Origin of the sequence: Marinobacter sp. (assembly GCF_034669625.1) — a bacterium.
Lineage (GTDB): Bacteria > Pseudomonadota > Gammaproteobacteria > Pseudomonadales > Oleiphilaceae > Marinobacter.
Genome location: NZ_JAXMOY010000001.1, coordinates 422,319 through 441,876 on the forward strand (window position 1 = coordinate 422,319; position 19,558 = coordinate 441,876).

Sequence of the window (19,558 nt, forward strand, 5' to 3'; positions counted from 1 at the left end):
CGCCATGGCACTGTTGGAAGTGAAAAATCTGGATGTGCGTTTTGCCGTGCGTGGTGGTGATTTAACGGCCCTGCGTGGTATCAGTTTCAGTCTCGACAAGGGCGAGCGTCTGGGTTTGGTCGGAGAGTCCGGTGCCGGTAAGTCGGTGGCGGCGTTCTCTATCCTGAACCTGATCGCCAAGCCGGGCTACATTGCCGGTGGCCAGATCCTGTTTGAAGGTAAAGATCTGGCCGCCATGAGCGAGCGAGAGTTGCGCAAGATTCGGGGCAACCGCATCGCGATGATTTTTCAGGATCCGATGATGACCCTGAACCCGGTGCTCACCATTGGTACGCAGATGGTTGAGGCCATTCTGGCGCATCGCAAAATCAGTAAGAAAGAAGCCCGAGGCATTGCGCTCGACCGGCTGAAAAAAGTGCAAATTCCGTCGCCGGAGACGCGACTGGACCAGTATCCCCATGAGTTGTCTGGCGGGATGCGCCAGCGGGTGATCATTGCCATTGCCTTGTTGCTGGACCCGGAAGTCATCATCGCGGATGAGCCCACCACGGCGCTGGATGTCACCATTCAGGCTGAAGTCATGGATTTGCTGCTACACCTGTGCGAGCAGGAAAACGTGGCACTGATGCTGATCACTCACGATCTGGGCGTGGTGTCTCAGGTGACCCAGCGGATGCTGGTGATGTACTCGGGCCGCATCATCGAGCAGGGCCCGACTCGGGATGTCATCGACAACGCTCAGCACCCGTATACCCGAGGATTGATCAACGCCTTGCCACAAATGGGTGAACCCGGAGCAAGACTGTTTCAGATTCCGGGCTCTATGCCGTCGCTCAAGAACGTTCCCACCGGTTGCCCGTTCCACCCCCGCTGTCAGTACGCGACCGATGAGTGCCGGCAGGCGATGCCGGAGTATGTTCGTGCTGGAAATGCCGACGTCGCGTGTTTTGAGGTCAGCAAGCGGATTGAACAGGAGAAACACATGCAGGAGGCGCGCACATGACCTCCCCCTTGGTTGAGATTCGTGGTCTGGAAAAGCAGTTTGATCTGTCCGGTAGTTTGCTGGAGCAAATCACCTTCAAAAATGGCCGTTTCCAACGCAAGCAAGAAGCGGTACACGCGATCAACGGTGTCGATTTGCAGGTGCAAAAAGGCGAAGCCCTGTGTGTGGTGGGTGAATCTGGCTGTGGCAAGTCGACGGTTGCGCGCACGGTGATGGGGTTGTTGTCCCCGACAGCTGGCGAGATCCACTACGACGGTAAACGCATTGATGACTTGAAAGGTCGGGATGTGTTGCCGTATCGCCGTAAAATGCAGATGATCTTCCAAAACCCCTATGCGTCTCTGAATCCACGCATGACCATTCAACAAACACTGGAAGAGCCGGTTAGCTTTCACCAGCCGGATCTGTCTCAGAGTGAGGTGCGCGCCAAGGTCCAGGAGGTGATGCAGTCTGTGGGTATCGATCCCGACTGGGGTAGCCGATTTGGCCACGAATTCTCCGGGGGCCAGCGCCAGCGCATCGCCATTGCCCGGGCGCTTGCCGTGGACCCGGAATTTATCGTTGCCGATGAGCCCATCTCGGCGCTGGATGTCTCTATCCAGGCACAGGTACTGAACCTGATGATGGACGCTCAGGAAACCCGCAACCTGACCTATCTGTTCATTACCCACGACCTGGCTGTCGTTGAACACTTTGGCACCCGGGTTGCGGTGATGTATCTGGGCCGGGTGTGTGAGCTGGCGGATACCAAAACTTTGTTCGCTCATCCTCGCCATCCCTACACGCAGGCCTTGTTGTCCGCTATTCCCAAGCTGGAAGATGAACGGCCCAATTACATTCGCTTGCAAGGGGAAGTGCCAACGCCGGTAAACTTGCCTTCGGGGTGTGTTTTCCACGGCCGTTGTCCACACGCCAACGAACGCTGCCGCACCGAAGTACCGAGGCTGATAGCCACCGATGCCAACGTACAGGTTGCCTGTCACGGGGTGGAAGAAGGGCGGCTGTAACGATACACATTTTGGGGAATCGACATGTCGGAGAGCGAACGCTTGGCGCTGCAGGTAGATCACGTGAAAACGCTGCAGGGTCGTTACGACGAGGCGATGGGTGCGCAGGGTTATGACGGGCTTCTGATCAGCTCCGGTGCGGCGCCGATGCAATACGGTGACGATCAGGGCTGGACCTTTCAGGGGTATGGGCCATTCTTGCACTGGACCGGGTTATCCGGCCTTGAGCACGCTTGGCTGCTGATACGGCGTGGGCATAAGCCGTTGTTGTCGTTGTATCAACCGGTGGACTTCTGGCATGCGACTCTGGAGCTGACTCCAGAACCTTGGCACCAAGAGTTTCAGTTGGTGTTTAGTGAAAGTCGAGAGACACCTGAATTTGACGGCGTAAACCAGTTAGCGGTTATCGGGGACCCAAGTTTGCTGACCGACCTGCCGGGGAGCCACAACCCGGAGGCCCTGTGCGCTGCACTGAATGAAACCCGAGTGCACAAAACCCCCTACGAAATAGCCTGCTTGGCCAAGGCCAACGTTTTGGCGGTGGCCGGCCACCGAGCCGCACGCGATGCGTTTCTGGCGGGCGCCAGCGAGTTTGATATTAGCCTGGCCTACCAGCAAGCAACCCGGCAGCGTGAGGCCGAAGCGCCTTATCACAGCATTATTGGTGTCAATGAACACGCCGGCACGCTGCATTACCAGTATTACGCCACCGCAACTCCGGCAAAGTCACGCAGCCTGTTGATCGATGCCGGTGTGCGTTATCGGGGGTATTGCTCTGATATTACCCGCACCACGGCCGGGGTAGGAGAAGGGCGTTTTTCGGCGCTGGTGCAAGGTCTTGAACAGTTGCAGTTCCGCTTGTGTGACATGGTGGCTCCGGGTGTTGAATATGTAGACATCCATCGCCGAACCCACCAAGGTATTGCCGTCCTTCTGAGCGCGGCGGGTCTGGTCACCGGGCTGAGTGACGAAGAAATCGTAGCGGAAGGGATCACCCGAGCATTCTTCCCCCACGGTATCGGTCATTTTCTCGGAGCTCAGGTTCACGATGTTGCCGGTAAGCCGGTGCCGCCACCCTCCGACGCCCCGTTTCTGCGCCTGACGAGAACACTGGAGCCGGGCATGGTGGTGACCATCGAGCCTGGTCTGTATTTCATTCCGTCGTTGCTGGAGCCCTTGCTGACTGGTCCTCTCGGGCATCACCTCAACCGCGAACTGCTGGCCGAATTGCAGGGTTGTGGCGGTATCCGCATTGAAGACAATGTGCTGGTGACTGATACGGGGAGTCGCAACCTGACCCGCGAAGCGGAATCCTGATCCCGCCCGTTGCACAAAAATAACGCAACTGGGGTTGCAATCGGTGATGGTAATGACAATAATTATCACTAACATTGTTATCGTTAGTGAGACCACTCTTATGTACGTATGCGTTTGCCACGGAGTTACCGACAGAGATATCCGTGAAGCCGCAGAAAATGGTGTTTCCTCTGTGCGTCAGCTCGGCAAAGAGCTGGGTGTCGGCACCCAGTGTGGCCGCTGTGCAAGCATGGCTCGCAGTATACTGAAAGAGACCCGTTCATCAGATTATTTAGCCTTGGCCAATTTATTGGCCAGTCCTGCCTGACGGGTCTTTTTACCTTTCCGATTTAGAAAAATGCTTTAACACGCTATCCTTGTCTTTTGATACGGGAGTTCGGCGCGAATTCGCTGAACCTTAACCAGCCCTGGCATCGTTTCGGACTTGAAGCGGCCACGGAGAGATGAGGAGCGCTGTAATGAAAGGTGATAAAAAAGTCATCCAGTACCTGAACAAGGTACTCGCTAACGAACTGACGGCCATCAACCAGTATTTCCTGCATTCACGCATGTACAAAGACTGGGGCATCACCAAGCTTGCCGCCAAAGAATACGAAGAATCCATCGATGAAATGAAACACGCCGATCAGTTGATCGAGCGCATTCTGTTTCTCGAAGGCCTGCCTAACCTGCAAGACCTCAACAAACTGCTGATTGGTGAGCATGTGCAGGAAATGATCGAGTGCGATCTTAAAATCGAACACATTGCCCACGTTGATCTGAAAGAAGCGATAGCCCATTGCGAAGCGGTGAACGACTATACCTCTCGCCAGCTGTTCCGCAGCATACTGGACAGCGAAGAAGAGCACATCGACTGGCTGGAGACCCAGCTGGAAATGATCAAGCAGATGGGCATTCAAAATTACATCCAGCTTCAGTCATCTGCAGCAGAGTAAGGACGTACAATGGATCTGTCTTGCTTCAAAGCCTATGACCTGCGCGGCAGCGTTCCGGACCAGCTGAACCCGATCCTGGCCGAGAAAATCGGCCGGGCTTACGTTGAAATTACGGGTGCCAAAAAGGTCATCGTCGGCTACGACATCCGCCTATCCAGCCCGGAAATTGCCGAAGCCTTGAGCTCCGGCTTGATGGCTGCAGGCGCAGACGTGCTCGACATAGGTTTATGCGGAACCGAGTACGTGTACTTCGCGACCAGTCATTACGGTGTGGACGGTGGCATCATGGTCACGGCGAGCCACAACCCCAAGCACCACAACGGCATGAAAATGGTCGGCCCGGAATCCCGGCCCATCAGCTCAGACAACGGTTTGAACGAGATCCGTGACCGAGTGAAAGAGCCGTTCGCCGATGCGCCGGTGCAAGGCCGACACGAAACACTGGAAGTCACCAGTGCTTATATTGACCACCTGCTGGGGTACATTGATGCGGCAGCGCTGAAGCCGATGAAAATCGTCGTCAACGCCGGCAACGGCGGCGCCGGTTTGGTCATTGATGAACTCGAAAAGCACCTGCCATTCGAATTCATCAAAGTGCATCACCAGCCGGATGGAAACTTCCCGAATGGTGTGCCCAACCCCATCCTCGAAGAAAACCGCGCAGCCACCGCCAACGCGGTCAAAGAACACGGCGCTGCAATGGGCATCGCCTGGGATGGCGACTACGATCGCTGCTTCTTCTTCGACGAGAACGGCCGGTTCATTGAAGGCTACTACATCGTCGGGCTGTTGGCGGATCAATTCCTGAGAAAAACCGGCCCGGGCAGCGTCATTCACGACCCAAGACTGGTCTGGAACACCCAGGACCTGGTCGAAGCCGCCGGCGGCAAAGCCATTGAAAGCAAAACCGGCCACGCCTTCATCAAGCAAAGAATGCGCGACGAAGACGCCGTGTACGGTGGCGAAATGAGCGCCCACCACTACTTCCGTGACTTCGCCTACTGCGACAGCGGCATGATCCCGTGGTTACTGATCGCTGAACGCCTGTGCCAGTCCGGCCAATCCCTGTCGTCTCTCATCGACGCCAGAATAGAAGCCTACCCGGCCAGCGGCGAGATCAACCGCACCATCAATGACCCGGCGAAAGTGATTGCGGCGATTGAACAGAAGTACTCCTTCGGCGCCAAAGACATCAGCTTCGTCGACGGTCTGAGCGTAGAATTCGACAACTGGCGCTTCAATCTGCGCATGTCGAACACCGAACCGGTGGTCCGCCTGAACGTCGAATCCAGAGCTGACATAGCCCTGATGGAAGAGAAAACGAAAGAATTGTTGGAAGAAATGGAAAAGCTGAACATTTAAAGAAACCCAGTACGAAATACGGGAACAAGGTGCGGGGCACCCCTCTTAAACTATCTGGAAAACCACGTTTTCCGTTTTAGAGGGGTGCCCCGCACCTTGTTCTACTCTATAGCTTAGAGCCAATCGTTCAGCATAATCCCAATGCCAAACCGCTCAATCCGCACGTTATAGTCAATCAAGCTCTCCCCATACCCGTTGTAATACTGGAAAAAGCCCTTCAACGAATCACTCATGGGAAAGCTATAACCAAACTCCACCGACGTCCGGTTATCCGACCGCAAATTATTCAACAGCTTCAAAGAAAACGTACGATCCTCCGTCAGCTTATAGACCGCGTGATAACTCGCGTGCCCCAAATACCGCTCGATATCGGCATTGTCATCATCACTACTGCGCTCAGGAAGCCGCAACCAAGGCCTCACCATAAACAACCACCGGTTATAGCTGTACGCCGCCGAACCCATAATACGGTTCCAGCTCCGTGAACGCGGGTCCGCCTGCCCGTTAGACTGATGATTGAGTCCTACCGACACCGTGTTTAACGTGCCCGGCCCGATGTTCCAGTTCAGCTGATGACGAACAAACAACTCCGGCTCGTAATTGGTCTCCCGGAACGGCGCAGACTGATCCTGGTTATACACCTGCCAAAGTGACTTCTGGGTATAACCAAACCAGAACGTGGTCTTCTTATCGAAAATACCCGTCAACAGCGGCACCTTGAAACTGAGCTGGTACTTCGCCTCTTCCCGAGTGAGGTCGTAATCGTAAAACGTGGCACCTAGCCGGGGGCTGTATGGGGTGTAGTTCGGATTTTTTACCCAGGTCAGGGGCAAAAAGTAATTGGGTTTATGGGAGACAAAGCTTCCGGTGAAATTGAACAGGCTTTTTTCGGCCTCCAGATAGCTACTGACCAGAGAATCCATAACCCCCGAATCCGGGTCGCCCGCCAAGGCATTTCCAACGATCTCCTCGCGTTGTTCCTCGTCAAACGCCAACGCCTCGGCACGCTGGCTTGCTTGCTCCACAGCTTCCTCCTTCGCTTTTTGTCGGGCCGCTTGCGGGTTATGTTGAGTATCGTAGCAAGCAAGCCGCTGCACCCCCTCGACGATGAGGGCGCAATTCACGTTGTTCTCGTCTTTTTTACTTTCAGCCCACGCCGGCGAAGCCAGTGCCAGAGAGGTGGCGCACAGAGCAAGATAAAGTCGTAAGGTCATGGGGGCGGTCCTATTAGCGGGCGTTGAGGCTTAGCCAGGTGTTACCGATGCCGTATACCCAAACACCCAGCAGCGTCACGGCCAGTAATACAAAGATGATCTTGTGGCGGGTGCGGCGGTCATCACGGACTGAGGCGACCCAGCGCAGGTACATCAAGCCGATAAAGCTCAGGAAAACGCCAAGGCTGGCAACTGCGGGGAGTAATAGCCAAGCTGGACTGATCGGGCTGTCTGCACTGGACTGACTGCTGAACCAGCCCATGGAGGTCAATAGAATCGCCAAACAGGAAAATTCGAGAATCAGTAAGGGCTTGCGCCGTCTATCCGGCTTGCCGGCAGGTAATTGGCTCATATTAAGGCTCATAGATCGCGAAGGGTGATACAGTAGCGCCTATGGTAACCGGAAATGAATACCATTGGGTTGCGGCCTACAAAACTGTCATTAAATGGGTTGAAATCAAATTCTGATTCTGCTGTTTGGTTTTTTTGCAGGGGCTCAATCGCTATAATGCGGCGACCGAAATATTATAACGCTCAAATGCGAGGTGCATTGTGAAGATGAAGAGAGTCCTGGCTGTTGGTTTGCTCGGCTTTAGCCTGGCTGCCGGTGCTGCACTGGCAAGTGTTGAAGATGAAATTCGTGAACGCATCAAGCCAGTGGGCGAACTGTGCCTGCAAGGTGATGAGTGCGGACAAGCGGTTGCTGCGGCGGCCAGCTCCGGACCACGTTCTGGTAGCGAAGTTTACGATACAACCTGTATGGCTTGCCACGCGACGGGTGCTGCAGGTGCACCGGTGGTCGGTGATGCCGGTGCATGGGCTCCTCGCATCGATAAAGGCATGGAAACGTTGTTTAATCATGCACTTAACGGTTTCAATGCTATGCCGGCGAAAGGTGGTTGTGCTTCTTGCTCGGATGAAGAAATCACCGCAGCGGTTGAGCACATGGTAGAGTCAAGCCAGTAAGTTTGGCTTGCAATACAACAAAGCCCCGCATGTTGCGGGGCTTTGTTGGTTTAGAGGCCGAGATCTCCGATCAGCGCACTGAGCGTTGCCTTACCTTTTTTCTGGTTGGCTTCTTTGTCCTGGTCGCCCAGCCCTTCCCATTTCACATCTTCTTCGGGTAACTCATCCAGAAAACGGCTGGGAATGGTTTCCAGTTTTTCCCCGTATTGCTTCCTCGAGGCCGCATAGGTCAGCGACAGGGTTTCCCGGGCGCGGGTGATGCCCACGTACATGAGTCGCCGTTCCTCTTCAATATTGCCTTCTTCAATGCTGCTCCGGTGCGGCAGGATTTCCTCCTCGAGGCCCATAATAAACACGTGGGGAAACTCTAGACCCTTGGAGGCGTGCAGCGTCAGTAACTGCACCTTGTCGCTGTCGTCTTCCTCCTCCCGCTGCTCCATCATGTCGCGCAGAATCAGCTTGGCGATGGCATCCTCGATACCCAGCTCGTCGGCGGTGCCTTTGCCGTCGTCCAGCATGCGCTGGATGGATTCCACGAGGTACCAGATGTTTTCCATCCGGCGTTCCGCCTGTTTTGGGCTGCCGGAATGCTGATGCAGCCATTCTTCGTATTCGATGTCGGTAAACAGCTGCTTGATCACCGGAATTGGGTCTTCCGAGAATAGGCGCTCGCAGGTTTTGTCGACCCAGTGGGCAAAGCGGCGAAGGCGGTCCAGCCCTTTTTCCGTCACGTGGGTTTCTGCGCCCATGTCGCTCAAGGCTTTGAACAGGCTGACGTTGCGAGAGCGCGCGTAGTGGCTCAGTTGCTCAAGCGTACGCGGGCCAATTTCTCGCCGGGGTACGTTTACCACCCGCAGGAACGCAGCGTTGTCGTCGGGGTTGATCATCAGCCGCAGATACGACATCGCATCTTTAATCTCGCTCTTGGAAAAGAACGACTGGCCACCGGAGAGCCGATACGGAATCTGGTACGCCTGCAGTTTCATCTCCAGCAAACGGGCCTGATGGTTGCCACGGTACAGCACGGCAAAATCCTGAAAGCTCAGGCCGTTCTTGAGCTTTTGATCCAGTATCTCGGTGGCGACTCTTTCCGTTTCGGCATCTTCGCTGCGACACCGAATAATACGAATTTCTTCACCGATGGTGTGATCACTCCACAGCGCCTTTTCAAAGACGTGTGGGTTGTTGGCGATGACGGTGTTGGCACTGCGAAGAATGCGAGCGGTGGAACGGTAGTTCTGCTCCAGTTTGACAATTTTCAGGCTCGGAAAGTCCTCCTTGAGCTGCACCAGATTCTCTGGACGCGCGCCACGCCAGGCGTAGATCGACTGATCGTCGTCGCCTACCACGGTAAACGCGGCGCGCTCGGCCACCAGCTGTTTAACCAATTCGTACTGGCAGACGTTGGTGTCCTGATACTCATCCACCAGCAGGTAGCGAATTTTCTTGCGCCATTTGGCCAGTACATCCGGGAAATCCCGGAACAGCTGTACCGGCAGCAGAATCAAGTCGTCAAAATCGACCGCGTTATAGGCTTTCAGATATTCGTTGTAATGCTTGTAGATAATCGCGATGCGCTGTTCCCGTTCGTCGGCCGCTTTGCTATAGGCTTCAGTGGGGCTGCGCAGAGCGTTCTTCCAGGACGAGATGGTCATCTGCACATCGCCGACTTCGTCGCCGGCCTCGGCGCTGCCGTCGCGCATCGTCAGATCTTGAAGTAAGGCTTTGGCGTCTTCCGCATCAAAAATTGAAAAGCCGGGGTGGTAACCCAGATGCGGGTGTTCATCACGAATGATGTTCAGGCCCAAGTTGTGGAAGGTCGATACGATCAGGCCACGCGCCTTGCCACGATCAACAATTTTCCCCACCCGTTCTTTCATTTCACGAGCCGCTTTGTTGGTAAACGTCAATGCGGCAATGTGACGCCCGGGAATGCCCAGCTCTTCAATCAGGTGGGCAATTTTTCGGGTGATTACGCTGGTTTTGCCACTGCCCGCGCCGGCCAGTACCAACAGGGGGCCGTCTGCGTACCGAACCGCTTCTCGTTGTCTGGGGTTTAGCTTGTTCACAGTGTTGAGGCCAAGTAAAAGAATCGTGCAGAAGATGTGAGCTGTACATTCTACACCAGCACAGCGGTATGTACCTTGGGGATCTATGAGCTATGCTAGAAACTACGGATGTTACGCTTAACGATACATGGATTCTGTGCGATGACTTTGCCGCCCGACAGCAGGCGAGACCACTTACGTCTTCTTGTTTTGACTCCCCAGTACGCCGATTTTTTGTGGTATCAGGCCATGCTGTCGAGTGATGCCGAATTGAATCCGGATGCTACTTGGTGTCCCGATCTTATCGATTGTGATGATCTGATCCACAACGCCAGTTTTGATGTCATTGTTTGGGATTGTGTTTTCCACGCTGGTTGCGAATCCTCTTTCCTTCAATATCTAACGGTCTCCGGAGGTGATAAGCCTGTTCTGGCGATAAGTGCCGAAGCCTGCGAGGTAAAAGGGCCGGAAATGCAAGCAGGGGGCGCAGCGGATTACTTGTGCCGACAAGGTCTGGAAGCATGGGGTTTTCGGCGCGCCGTTAAGTGTCTGTGGTATCGCGAGCAACTGTCCGGATATGCTCACGGGCAATTAGGCCGGGAGGTGGCGTCCGGTTTTATCAATCGGGATCTGTTTTTTGACCGCTTACAACAAGCTCTCTTGCGCGCGGAGCGGACCCAGACTCGGCTCGCGTTAATGCATTTGAACGTGGACAGTTTTCGCAGCATCAATGAATCCTTCGGGTACCAGAAAAGTGATCAGTTAATTGTTCAGCTGGCTGAGCGCCTGCGCCAGACCTTGCGGCGGGTGGATTCTCTGGTTCGTATCGGCGGTGATGAGCTGGCGATTATAATTGAAAAAGTTGAGGACTCTCTGGATCTCAGTCAGGTCATCCGGAAGCTGGTAATGACCGTGCCCGAGCCCGTTGTCATTGATGGCCAAAGCATTGTGATCAGTGCCAGTTTGGGCGTGGCGACCTATCCGGAAGCGGGCGACAGCCCGGAGGAGTTGATGCGCAGAGCCAACCGGGCGATGTTCGAGGCCAAGCGGGACACCGGCACCAGCTACCGTTTCTACAATCGAGACTTGCACATTTCGACCGGGCATCAATTACGTTTGGAAGCGGACCTGCGGCATGCAATCCGCGGGCAAGAGCTGGAATTGTATTATCAGCCGCGAATCGATTTGGCGACTGGCGAGGTGCGCGGAATGGAGTGCTTGCTGCGCTGGAATCACCCCAAACGAGGCATGATCGGGCCGGATGAATTCATCCCCGTGGCTGAGCGCAGCGGGCTGATTGTGCCAATTGGGTACTGGGTCATTGAGCAAGCTTGCCAGCGCTTGCAGGAAAGTGCCGAATTGGGCTTCCCGGGTCTGGTGCTGGCGGTGAATTTATCGTTCCGGCAGTTCCATGATCCGAAAATGACCGAAACCATTTTCCGGATTATCTTTAATGCCAACGTTGATACCAGCTTGCTGGAGTTAGAGTTAACCGAAAGCGCCATGATGCATGACCCTGAGTATGCCCATCGCTGCCTGCGTGAACTCAATCAGTTAGGTGTCAGTTTTGCGCTGGATGATTTTGGCACCGGATATTCGTCTTTGAGCAATTTGCAGCACTTGCCGATTTCGCTGGTCAAGATTGATAAGTCGTTCATTCAGGGCTTGGGGAAATCGGCGGACGCGGAACACATTATTCGCGCCATTATTACCCTGGCTCACAGTCTGCACATGAGCGTGGTGGCTGAAGGTGTGGAGACCAAAGAGCAGCTTGAATTTCTGCAACAGCAGCATTGCGATGAGATTCAGGGATATTATTTCGCCCGCCCCATGCCCTGGAATGAACTTGTGCAATTTTTAACCCGACAGAATCAGTCTGCTTGCCTGTAGCGGGAAGCCGCTGTACCTTTGCGCTTTAATTTCGCAAGCGATATTACAGAGGTTGCATGAACAGTATCTCCCAGCGCATTGCTGAAGAACTTGGAGTACGCGAGCAACAGGTTAACGCCACGGTTGCTATGCTGGATGAAGGATCCACGGTTCCGTTTATTGCCCGCTACCGGAAAGAAGTGACCGGCTCGCTGGATGACAGTCAGTTGCGAACTCTGGAAGAGCGCTTGCGCTACCTGCGAGAACTCGAAGACCGTCGTGGGGCGATCCTCAAGAGTATCGATGAACAAGGTAAGCTGACCGACGAACTGCGAACCAGCATCAGTGCTGCCGAGACCAAGAACCGCCTCGAAGATTTATACCTGCCGTACAAGCCCAAACGTCGCACCAAGGCCCAGATCGCTCGTGAAGCCGGCCTGGAGCCTTTGGCCGATGCCTTATACGACGATCCCACGTTGGACCCCGAAGCCACCGCTGCAGGCTATCTGAATGCGGAAGCTGGCATTGATGACACCAAAGCCGCTCTGGATGGTGCCCGCTATATTCTGATGGAACGCTTCGCCGAAGACGCTGAGCTGTTGGGTTCACTGCGAAACTTTGTCTGGCAGGACGGGCAGCTGAAAGTGACGGTGGTAGCCGGTAAAGAAACCGAAGGCGCCAAGTTTCGGGACTACTTCGACCACGTTGAGCCGCTTAAGAAAGTGCCTTCGCACCGTGCATTGGCGATCCTGCGCGGGCGTAATGAGGGCGTGCTGACTTTTTCGATTGTCATGGGTGATGGCGAAGACGATCGTCGCCAGCCACACCCGGCCGAACAGCGCATCGCTGGCCACTGGAACATTCGTGATAACGGCCGCGCCGCCGATAAATGGTTGAGTGAAGTGGTGCGTTGGACCTGGCGGGTGAAGCTGTCCACGCAGATCGAAACGGACTTGATGGCTCAGGTGCGCGAAGCCGCCGAAGCCGAAGCCATCAATGTGTTTGCCGCCAACCTCAAAGACTTGCTGCTGTTGGCGCCCGCAGGGCCTCGGCCAACGCTGGGTCTGGACCCCGGTCTTCGTACCGGTGTCAAAGTGGCGGTCATCGATGGCACCGGCGAAGTGCTGGATCATGGCGCTATTTATCCTCATGCACCGAAGAATCAGTGGGATCGTTCGATTGCCCAGCTGGCGGCCTGGTGTCAGAAATTCAAGATTGAGCTGGTCGCTATTGGTAACGGCACGGCCTCTCGGGAAACTGAGAAGCTGGTGGCAGACCTGACCAAGCGTCACCCGGAATTGAAGTTGGCTCGCATTGTGGTGAATGAATCTGGCGCGTCCATCTATTCAGCCTCGGAGTTTGCCTCTCGGGAACTGCCGGATCTGGACGTGACCATCCGTGGTGCGGTGTCCATCGCCCGCCGGCTGCAGGATCCGCTGGCGGAACTGGTGAAAATTGAGCCGAAATCCATTGGTGTGGGCCAGTACCAGCATGATGTGTCTCAGGTGCAATTGTCCCGTAGCCTGGACGCGGTTGTGGAAGACTGTGTTAACGGCGTCGGCGTCGACTTGAACACGGCGTCTGTGCCATTGCTGGCAAGAGTGTCCGGCTTGAGCCAGACCATTGCTCAAAATATTGTCGATTTCCGGAGCCAGAACGGAGTGTTTTCGAGCCGTAAGCAGCTATTGAAGGTCGCACGCCTGGGCGATCGAACCTTCGAACAGGCCGCTGGTTTCTTGCGGATTGCCAGTGCCGATAACCCGCTGGACAGCTCTTCCGTTCACCCCGAAGCCTATGGCGTGGCTGAAGCCATTGCCAAACGCAGCGGTCGAAAGGTGGAAAACATCATGGGTGATACCAGCTTCCTGCGCAGTCTGAACCCGCAGGACTATGTCACCGAACAGTTCGGTTTGCCCACCGTGAAAGACATCATCGCAGAGTTGGAGAAGCCGGGCCGCGACCCGCGCCCTGAATTCCGCTTTGCCAGTTTCGAAGAGGGTGTCGAAACCCTGAGCGATTTGAAACCAGGAATGGTTCTCGAGGGATCGGTCACTAACGTTACTAATTTCGGCGCGTTCGTTGATATTGGTGTGCATCAAGACGGCTTGGTGCACATCTCCGCTTTATCTAATACTTTCGTCAAAGATCCCCGCGAAGTTGTGAAGGCGGGTGATATTGTGAAGGTTAAGGTCATGGAAGTGGACATCCCCCGAAAGCGGATCGCTTTGTCCATGCGAATGGACGACCAGCCGGGTGCTGAAACGTCAGCGAAGCCTGCCAAAGGCGGTGATCGAGCTGGCAAGCGCTCCGGTAGCAAGCCGCAGGGAAGCCAGGGCCAGGGAGCGATGGCCGGTGCGTTAGCCCAAGCTTTGGCTTCGGCGCGAAAAGACGGTCGCTAACCCCTATTCATGATTCAGTGGTGGCGTGCGCGATGAAGCGCACGCTGCCGGCACAGGAGCTCACCATGGCTGATTCCCGCCATTCCCTGTTTTACCAGTTCTCCGCTTCCGATTGGGGCGGCTTTCTCAAGGGTGTTGAAAAAGAAGGTTTGCGGGCAGATGCCAACGGCTTTATCGCCCAAACGCCGCATCCGTCCGCCTTGGGCGCGGCATTAACGCACCCACAGATCACCACCGATTACTCTGAATCATTGTTGGAGTTGATCACTCCGGTGTTTAGCAACACCGACGATATGCTTGCGTCACTGCGGGATACTCACAAGTTTGTGCAGCAGAATCTTGGCGATGAAGTGTTCTGGGCTGCCAGTATGCCGTGCGAGATCAACGGCAACGAGAGCATTCCGGTTGCTGAGTTTGGCCGTTCTAATATCGGTCAGCTAAAACACGTCTATCGTCAGGGCTTAGCGGTGCGCTATGGCCGCATCATGCAGAGCATTGCGGGTACCCACTATAACCTTTCGCTGCCCGACAGCTTCTGGCGTAAGTGGCAGGAAGTGACGGGTAATCACGGCGCACTGAAAGACTTCAAATCCGAGCAGTACTTCTGGTTGATTCGAAACTTCCGTCGGCGTAGCTGGCTGCTGATGCTGTTGTTTGGAGCCTCACCGGCGCTGGATGCCAGTTTTGTTGCCGGTGTGACTCATGATCTTAAGCGCTTTGGTGATGGCACTTGGGTTGGTCAGTATGCGACGTCTCTGAGAATGGGCGATTTGGGTTATCACAACAATGCCCAGGCGTCGTTGAACATCTGTTTCAACGAATTGACCACCTACACAGAGACGCTGGATCAGGCCATTCACACCAACTGGCCAGACTATGAAGCCATCGGTACGCGCCGGAACGGTCAGTTCATTCAGCTTAATACCAGCATCCTGCAGATCGAAAACGAGTACTACAGTGCGGTTCGACCCAAACGCACCACTGAACGCGGTGAAAAACCGATTCAGGCACTGGATGCTCGGGGGGTCGAATATATCGAAGTTCGGTGTCTGGACCTTGATCCTTTCTCTCCGGTGGGTATTAATCGTGAGCAAGTGGATTTTCTGGATCTGTTCTTATTGGATTGCCTGCTCTCAGAGTCACCGGTGATCGGTAAAGCGGAGTGTGAGCGGCTGGATGATGGTTACAAGGATGTCGTTGCCCAAGGCCGCTGGCAGGATCTCACGCTGTGTCAGGGCGGAGAGCGGGTGCAGGTTGGCTCAGCCGCGAACGAGTTGCTTGAACGCCTGCAGCCGTTAGCGGAGCTGTTGGATAGCTGGCAGGATGGCAATACCTATCAGTCGGCGCTGTCAGCGCAGCAAAGTAAAATTGAGGGTGACGACTGGTCAGTGCCCTCGGCTCGAGTGATGGAGGCCATGAGTGCTTCCGGCCTGGGCCATCGGGATTGGGTGCTGTCGATTTCACAGCAACACAAGCAGACTCTGGCTGACGAGACGATGTCTGGGGAGGCGCTGGCGCGCTTTGAAGCCATGAGTCGCGACTCGAAGGCTGAACAGGCCGCTATGGAAGCCGCTGATACCCAATCCTTCTCTGAGTTCCTGGAAGACTATATAAAATCCTGAACAGTCTGTGCGTCACACCGTGAAAGGGACGTGACGCACAGATTGTGGATCTGTGTTTGCTGCTTTGGTTACCTGCTGTTACGTTGAGTAATACTAGGTAGGGAGGCACGTTATGGCGAAGGATAGTGGGCTCGGATGGGATGTCGAGGCGCTTAATAAAGCGTATCGCCAAGGTGCAATGGCAGGGTCTATGAGGATGGATAAATCCCGTTGCCCCTACCGTGGTGACGTCGTGATCGCAGCATGGGAAGCTGGCTGGGACGATGCGCAAGCGGCTGTCGAGGCCCAAAAACAGCAGCAGACCGACAGTCTATTCGCACGCATCGCCTGATACGTGTTTTAACGCTGAACGACAAACTCGGTGAATAACACGCCGGTGATTTGCTCCCCGGTTTGTTGCTCTTCCAGTACGCTATTAATTCTTCGGGCCGCTTCTTCTCGCAACGTCTGTTGACCCTCCATTGATGACAGCGTGTCCAAATCCGTTTGTTCCCCGAATAGCATCACCAGTTCATGACGCAGTCTTGGGTTATGAGTCTCTACGACAGAGCGCACCGACTCGCTCGACGCCCGAAGGGTAACGGCGGCTTTCAGATAATTAACCTTGTTCCCCGGTTTGCCCACGTGCGTTACGAATGGCGGTTTCATCTCAATGTAGTCGGTCACGCCTGTGTCTTCGGGGGCGCTGTCCTCCGCCTCCTCGGCCAACGCCGCACTCTGCCAAAAGTTCATCGTACAAAGCACCAGTAGCAGGCGTAAGAAAAATATACGGTTCATGGTCATGTGCTTGGCATTATTCATAGGTTACGATTGGGTCCATCGGTTATTTGTATCTGACATCATGATTCCGGGGTGACGTTTTGACAAGCAGATGGGTCTTTGGCTTTGTGTTTTCAATGTGTGCTGCGCTGTTGGGTGTGGCGTTTTATATGGAACATATCATGGGCCTGGATCCATGTCCGTTGTGCTGGTTGCAGCGATTCGGGTTTATGGGGGCCGGCTTGGTCAGCCTGATTGCCTTTCTGCACGGTCCCGCCGAGGTTGGTCAGCGGGTGTACGGATTTTTCCTGATTCTCACCGCAGGTGCAGGCTTGGGCGTTGCCGGTCGGCAGCTATGGCTACAGAATCTACCCGCGGATCAGGTGCCGGCGTGTGGGCCTTCGGTGGATTATTTGTTGCAGGTTTTACCTTGGTTCGACGTGCTCAAAACCGCGCTCCAGGGTACCGGAGACTGTGCCGAAGTGGTTTGGCGTTTTCTTGGGCTGAGCATTCCGGGTTGGACGGCGGTTTTCTTTGCAGCGTTGATTCTGGTGGGTTTGGTTATGCTGTTCCGCCCGGGTCGGCCAGGAAATAAGTTGCAGAGCTGAAATAGTTGCGGCTCACCGCAGCCATGGGGTAACTTGAATGAACGAAAGCGAAGCTATTTGAATAAAAACCAGTGAACTGGTTGCTTGATCTAGGGAGACAGGCGTCATGTTGGAGAATTGTCGGAATGCCAAGGAGCGCTGGGGTGGAGTCAGTGAGTTGATTGACCGTTGGTTGAAAGAGCGGCAGCAACTACTTGTCCATTATTGCGAGTTGTCAGGTGAAAGCGATCGCAGCCCAACAGAAGCCCTGAGCAAGAAGTTCGTCCGGTTGTGTGAAGCGTTGGTGGATTACGTTTCAGCGGGGCATTTCGAAGTCTATGAACAGCTGACTCAGGAAGCCCGGGATTTTAACGATGGCGGGCTGGAATTGGCTTCCAAAGTGTATCCGGAGATTCAGAAAACGACCGAAGTGGCGTTGGCTTTTAACGATCAAGTGGATGGCCGTATCTTGACCGAAGAGGACGTAGACACATTGTTTAACGAGCTGTCACGTCTGGGTGAAGTGCTGGAAAGCCGGTTTGAGATGGAAGATTTCCTGATCGAGCATTTACACAATGCGCACGCTGAAAAGGTGGCATCGGTCTGAGACCAGGGTTGCTTAAGGTTTTCTTGAATCCAATAAAAAGCCGGTCTGAGGGGCAACCTCAGACCGGCTTTTTAGATGCTGGCTGGCATCAATTGGCTTCTGGGTTAATCTTCAGAATCTCAACGTCAAAAACCAGTGCTTCGTTGGGAGCAATGGCTTGATTGCCTGCCGCACCGTAGGCCAGTTCAGCCGGGATGTACAGCTTGTAACGCGCACCTTCGCTCATCAGCTGCAGGCCTTCAGTCCAGCCGGGTATAACCTGGCTAACGCCAAACGTGGCTGGCTCGCCACGGTCGCGAGAGCTGTCGAATACGTCACCGTTGATCAACTCGCCCGTGTAATGCACTTGCACACGATCTGAAGCGGTTGGTTTTTCGCCGTCGCCTTCTTCAATCACTTCGTATTGAAGGCCAGATTCTGTTGTTTGGACTTCTTCGCGCTCGGCGTTTTCAGCCAGGAAAGCTTCGCCGGCTTCTTTGTTCTTTTGCGCCAGTTCTTCGTACTGTTCCTCCTGCTGGCTTTGCAGATCTTCCCGGTAAGCCATAAGCGCTTTTTGAATTTCTTCGCGAGTCAGCCGCTTGGCGTCTTCATCGCCAGATTGACCGTGTTCAAAACCCTGAATGAACTGCTGCATCTGCAGGTCCGGCAGATCATTGCTCATGCGCTCGCCCATCACGAGACCCATGCCGTAGCTGACTTTCTCCGACGTGGTTTCCAGCGACGGATCCTGCTCGGTGGTTGAACAACCGGCGACTACACCGGCCATGGCTAGGGCTAAGAGTGTTTTCTTCATGAATCGTTCCTTTGCACATGTTTCAGGGCTCTTCGACCCTGTTGGAAATGTTGGGTCAACAACTTAACGGGTTCTGTAAGAGGATGCTACTGAACAAGTGTTAAGGCTGCGGAATGATGATTGTCATGACTCTCTGTTGTAGGCAGGGCTGTTCATTGAGAATGGTGCGCTGTACGGCGTCTCCCAATCATCGCTCGAGCCGGCAGAGGGGCCTTTCTGGGACGAGGGTTCACTGCGCTCGATGGCCAACGCATTCCACTGGCCTTGAGCGGGGGGCTGATCAGCATAGTGCCAATGGCCGTCGGTGTCTTTCCACTTGAAAACAATCTCCGGTCCGTTCGCAGGAGTCGGAGACGGGACGAGCCCTTCGAAGGGAGGGAGAGTTTCCTGAGTTTCTGCGTTTCGCACAGGCTCAGATACATTTTCAGGGTCGCCCAAGCCAAAAAAGATCAGCAGTAACAATAAGCCAAGAGCGGGGAAGGATAGCCGTATCAGCCACTTCATCAGCATGACTCGGTGCTCCGGCAAGTGTGCTCTGCCAAAAGATCTGCAAGCTCAGTGATCTGGGTCATATGCTGCAATTCCCGTGTCGTGAGTGGAGCTGCGGTAAGTAAGTTCTGCACGATAACCGTGGTGCAGTTTTGCATGCTCGCAACGTCCGGGTTGCGTTCATAAATCGTTTGCCATGCCAGAGCCAGCTCTGTTTGCTCGGCCTGTAATTCGGCTTTCGCGAGCGCGCTTCGGAGTTCCTGGCTGGGTGCATGGTGCCGGGGGATCGATTTTCGCGCTGAACGAATGCGACCGGTTACATGCTCGCGCCACTCTGTTACCTTAGCGTCCTCGATGCCGGTGAACGTGCGCCCATTCATGCCTAACCAGCCAGCGCACAGGATTCGGGTTACGCTCCAGCCTTGCTCTTGAAGAGACAGGCAGGTTTCGGCCAATCCCGGTTTCTGCCAGCAGGCCAGTGCATAACGCCATAGAGGATTGTCCGGTTCCATTAAGGTCGGCAGATTCAACGATTCTGTCTGCGTCATGGTCACGGTAGCCCTCTTCCTTGGCTGACATCC

General features: G+C 54.7%; 20 protein-coding genes. 13 read left to right on the plus strand and 7 right to left on the minus strand.

The features are described 5' to 3' along the window. Positions 1-4: 4 nt before the first annotated feature. The 6 genes from VOI14_RS01870 (at position 5) to VOI14_RS01895 (ending at position 5,624) form a co-directional block, all read left to right on the plus strand. Positions 5-1,003 (plus strand): ABC transporter ATP-binding protein, encoded by a 999-nt coding sequence (locus VOI14_RS01870; RefSeq protein ID WP_323750319.1) that lies wholly within the window; start codon positions 5-7, stop codon positions 1,001-1,003. After that, positions 1,000-2,010 carry an oligopeptide/dipeptide ABC transporter ATP-binding protein gene (locus VOI14_RS01875; protein ID WP_323750320.1) on the plus strand — a complete coding sequence of 337 codons (1,011 nt, stop codon included), beginning with the start codon at positions 1,000-1,002 and terminating at the stop codon, positions 2,008-2,010. The genes VOI14_RS01870 and VOI14_RS01875 overlap by 4 nt, the downstream gene beginning before the upstream one ends. 24 nt (positions 2,011-2,034) lie before the next feature. Continuing rightward, positions 2,035-3,327 carry a Xaa-Pro dipeptidase gene (gene pepQ / locus VOI14_RS01880; protein WP_323750321.1) on the plus strand — a complete coding sequence of 431 codons (1,293 nt, stop codon included), beginning with the start codon at positions 2,035-2,037 and terminating at the stop codon, positions 3,325-3,327. A gap of 100 nt (positions 3,328-3,427) precedes the next feature. Then, a complete protein-coding gene (locus VOI14_RS01885; protein ID WP_323750367.1) occupies positions 3,428-3,634 on the plus strand; it encodes a bacterioferritin-associated ferredoxin in 207 nt (68 codons plus the stop codon). Between the two features lie 151 nt (positions 3,635-3,785). Next, the gene (gene bfr / locus VOI14_RS01890) at positions 3,786-4,262 is read left to right on the plus strand and encodes a bacterioferritin (RefSeq protein WP_323750322.1); all 477 of its coding nucleotides are present in this window, start codon (positions 3,786-3,788) and stop codon (positions 4,260-4,262) included. 9 nt (positions 4,263-4,271) lie between these two features. Next, positions 4,272-5,624: a phosphomannomutase gene (locus VOI14_RS01895; RefSeq protein WP_323750323.1), complete on the plus strand. Its 1,353-nt coding sequence runs from the start codon at positions 4,272-4,274 to the stop codon at positions 5,622-5,624. A 113-nt stretch (positions 5,625-5,737) separates the two neighbouring features. Here the strand turns inward: VOI14_RS01895 and VOI14_RS01900 are convergent, their stop codons facing one another. Then, positions 5,738-6,838, minus strand: coding sequence for a phospholipase A (locus VOI14_RS01900; RefSeq protein WP_323750324.1), 1,101 nt, complete (start codon positions 6,836-6,838; stop codon positions 5,738-5,740). 13 nt (positions 6,839-6,851) lie between these two features. Continuing rightward, on the minus strand, positions 6,852-7,190 hold the full coding sequence (locus VOI14_RS01905; RefSeq protein ID WP_323750325.1) for a hypothetical protein: 339 nt from the start codon (positions 7,188-7,190) through the stop codon (positions 6,852-6,854). A gap of 206 nt (positions 7,191-7,396) precedes the next feature. On the opposite strand from VOI14_RS01905, the gene VOI14_RS01910 reads away from it, so the two are divergent. After that, positions 7,397-7,804, plus strand: a complete 408-nt coding sequence (locus tag VOI14_RS01910; RefSeq protein WP_323750326.1) for a cytochrome c5 family protein — start codon at positions 7,397-7,399, stop codon at positions 7,802-7,804. A 50-nt stretch (positions 7,805-7,854) separates the two neighbouring features. Here the strand turns inward: VOI14_RS01910 and rep are convergent, their stop codons facing one another. Next, the gene (gene rep, locus VOI14_RS01915) at positions 7,855-9,873 is read right to left on the minus strand and encodes a DNA helicase Rep (protein ID WP_323750327.1); all 2,019 of its coding nucleotides are present in this window, start codon (positions 9,871-9,873) and stop codon (positions 7,855-7,857) included. Between the two features lie 141 nt (positions 9,874-10,014). On the opposite strand from rep, the gene VOI14_RS01920 reads away from it, so the two are divergent. The 4 genes from VOI14_RS01920 (at position 10,015) to rmf (ending at position 16,073) form a co-directional block, all read left to right on the plus strand. Then, a complete protein-coding gene (locus VOI14_RS01920) occupies positions 10,015-11,742 on the plus strand; it encodes a bifunctional diguanylate cyclase/phosphodiesterase (protein WP_323750328.1) in 1,728 nt (575 codons plus the stop codon). Between the two features lie 56 nt (positions 11,743-11,798). Beyond that, positions 11,799-14,120: a Tex family protein gene (locus VOI14_RS01925; protein ID WP_323750329.1), complete on the plus strand. Its 2,322-nt coding sequence runs from the start codon at positions 11,799-11,801 to the stop codon at positions 14,118-14,120. 65 nt (positions 14,121-14,185) lie between these two features. Next, positions 14,186-15,742: a glutamate--cysteine ligase gene (gshA, locus tag VOI14_RS01930; RefSeq protein WP_323750330.1), complete on the plus strand. Its 1,557-nt coding sequence runs from the start codon at positions 14,186-14,188 to the stop codon at positions 15,740-15,742. Positions 15,743-15,854: 112 nt separating this feature from the next. Further along, the gene (gene rmf / locus VOI14_RS01935) at positions 15,855-16,073 is read left to right on the plus strand and encodes a ribosome modulation factor (RefSeq protein WP_323750331.1); all 219 of its coding nucleotides are present in this window, start codon (positions 15,855-15,857) and stop codon (positions 16,071-16,073) included. A gap of 8 nt (positions 16,074-16,081) precedes the next feature. Here rmf and VOI14_RS01940 read toward each other — a convergent pair whose 3' ends face one another. Beyond that, entirely contained in the window at positions 16,082-16,543 is a 462-nt protein-coding gene (locus tag VOI14_RS01940) for a flagellar basal body-associated FliL family protein (protein WP_323750332.1), read from the minus strand. Positions 16,544-16,602: 59 nt separating this feature from the next. Here VOI14_RS01940 and VOI14_RS01945 point away from each other — a divergent pair, with 59 nt between their 5' ends. Both VOI14_RS01945 and rsd read left to right on the plus strand, forming a co-directional pair. Further along, positions 16,603-17,109: a disulfide bond formation protein B gene (locus tag VOI14_RS01945; RefSeq protein ID WP_323750333.1), complete on the plus strand. Its 507-nt coding sequence runs from the start codon at positions 16,603-16,605 to the stop codon at positions 17,107-17,109. A 106-nt stretch (positions 17,110-17,215) separates the two neighbouring features. Continuing rightward, the gene (rsd, locus tag VOI14_RS01950; protein WP_323750334.1) at positions 17,216-17,695 is read left to right on the plus strand and encodes a sigma D regulator; all 480 of its coding nucleotides are present in this window, start codon (positions 17,216-17,218) and stop codon (positions 17,693-17,695) included. 88 nt (positions 17,696-17,783) lie between these two features. Here rsd and VOI14_RS01955 read toward each other — a convergent pair whose 3' ends face one another. The 3 genes from VOI14_RS01955 to VOI14_RS01965 form a co-directional block, all read right to left on the minus strand. After that, a complete protein-coding gene (locus VOI14_RS01955) occupies positions 17,784-18,488 on the minus strand; it encodes an FKBP-type peptidyl-prolyl cis-trans isomerase (RefSeq protein WP_323750335.1) in 705 nt (234 codons plus the stop codon). Positions 18,489-18,611: 123 nt separating this feature from the next. Continuing rightward, positions 18,612-18,998, minus strand: coding sequence for a DUF4124 domain-containing protein (locus tag VOI14_RS01960; RefSeq protein WP_323750336.1), 387 nt, complete (start codon positions 18,996-18,998; stop codon positions 18,612-18,614). Continuing rightward, the gene (locus VOI14_RS01965) at positions 18,992-19,525 is read right to left on the minus strand and encodes a TIGR02444 family protein (RefSeq protein ID WP_323750337.1); all 534 of its coding nucleotides are present in this window, start codon (positions 19,523-19,525) and stop codon (positions 18,992-18,994) included. Before VOI14_RS01965 ends, VOI14_RS01960 begins: the two co-directional genes overlap by 7 nt. Between the last annotated feature and the right edge of the window lie 33 nt (positions 19,526-19,558).

Bases quoted from the DNA above. Each gene is read 5' to 3' on its own strand.
- VOI14_RS01870 (WP_323750319.1), top strand. From the start codon at position 5: ATGGCACTGTTGGAAGTGAAAAATCTGGATGTGCGTTTTGCCGTGCGT.
- VOI14_RS01925 (WP_323750329.1), top strand. From the start codon at position 11,799: ATGAACAGTATCTCCCAGCGCATTGCTGAAGAACTTGGAGTACGCGAG.
- rsd (WP_323750334.1), top strand. From the start codon at position 17,216: ATGTTGGAGAATTGTCGGAATGCCAAGGAGCGCTGGGGTGGAGTCAGT.
- VOI14_RS01905 (WP_323750325.1), bottom strand. From the start codon at position 7,190: ATGAGCCAATTACCTGCCGGCAAGCCGGATAGACGGCGCAAGCCCTTA.
- VOI14_RS01940 (WP_323750332.1), bottom strand. From the start codon at position 16,543: ATGAATAATGCCAAGCACATGACCATGAACCGTATATTTTTCTTACGC.
- VOI14_RS01920 (WP_323750328.1), top strand. From the start codon at position 10,015: ATGACTTTGCCGCCCGACAGCAGGCGAGACCACTTACGTCTTCTTGTT.
- VOI14_RS01895 (WP_323750323.1), top strand. From the start codon at position 4,272: ATGGATCTGTCTTGCTTCAAAGCCTATGACCTGCGCGGCAGCGTTCCG.
- VOI14_RS01960 (WP_323750336.1), bottom strand. From the start codon at position 18,998: ATGCTGATGAAGTGGCTGATACGGCTATCCTTCCCCGCTCTTGGCTTA.
- VOI14_RS01885 (WP_323750367.1), top strand. From the start codon at position 3,428: ATGTACGTATGCGTTTGCCACGGAGTTACCGACAGAGATATCCGTGAA.
- pepQ (WP_323750321.1), top strand. From the start codon at position 2,035: ATGTCGGAGAGCGAACGCTTGGCGCTGCAGGTAGATCACGTGAAAACG.
- VOI14_RS01910 (WP_323750326.1), top strand. From the start codon at position 7,397: ATGAAGAGAGTCCTGGCTGTTGGTTTGCTCGGCTTTAGCCTGGCTGCC.
- rmf (WP_323750331.1), top strand. From the start codon at position 15,855: ATGGCGAAGGATAGTGGGCTCGGATGGGATGTCGAGGCGCTTAATAAA.
- VOI14_RS01965 (WP_323750337.1), bottom strand. From the start codon at position 19,525: ATGACGCAGACAGAATCGTTGAATCTGCCGACCTTAATGGAACCGGAC.
- VOI14_RS01875 (WP_323750320.1), top strand. From the start codon at position 1,000: ATGACCTCCCCCTTGGTTGAGATTCGTGGTCTGGAAAAGCAGTTTGAT.
- bfr (WP_323750322.1), top strand. From the start codon at position 3,786: ATGAAAGGTGATAAAAAAGTCATCCAGTACCTGAACAAGGTACTCGCT.
- VOI14_RS01900 (WP_323750324.1), bottom strand. From the start codon at position 6,838: ATGACCTTACGACTTTATCTTGCTCTGTGCGCCACCTCTCTGGCACTG.
- gshA (WP_323750330.1), top strand. From the start codon at position 14,186: ATGGCTGATTCCCGCCATTCCCTGTTTTACCAGTTCTCCGCTTCCGAT.
- VOI14_RS01955 (WP_323750335.1), bottom strand. From the start codon at position 18,488: ATGAAGAAAACACTCTTAGCCCTAGCCATGGCCGGTGTAGTCGCCGGT.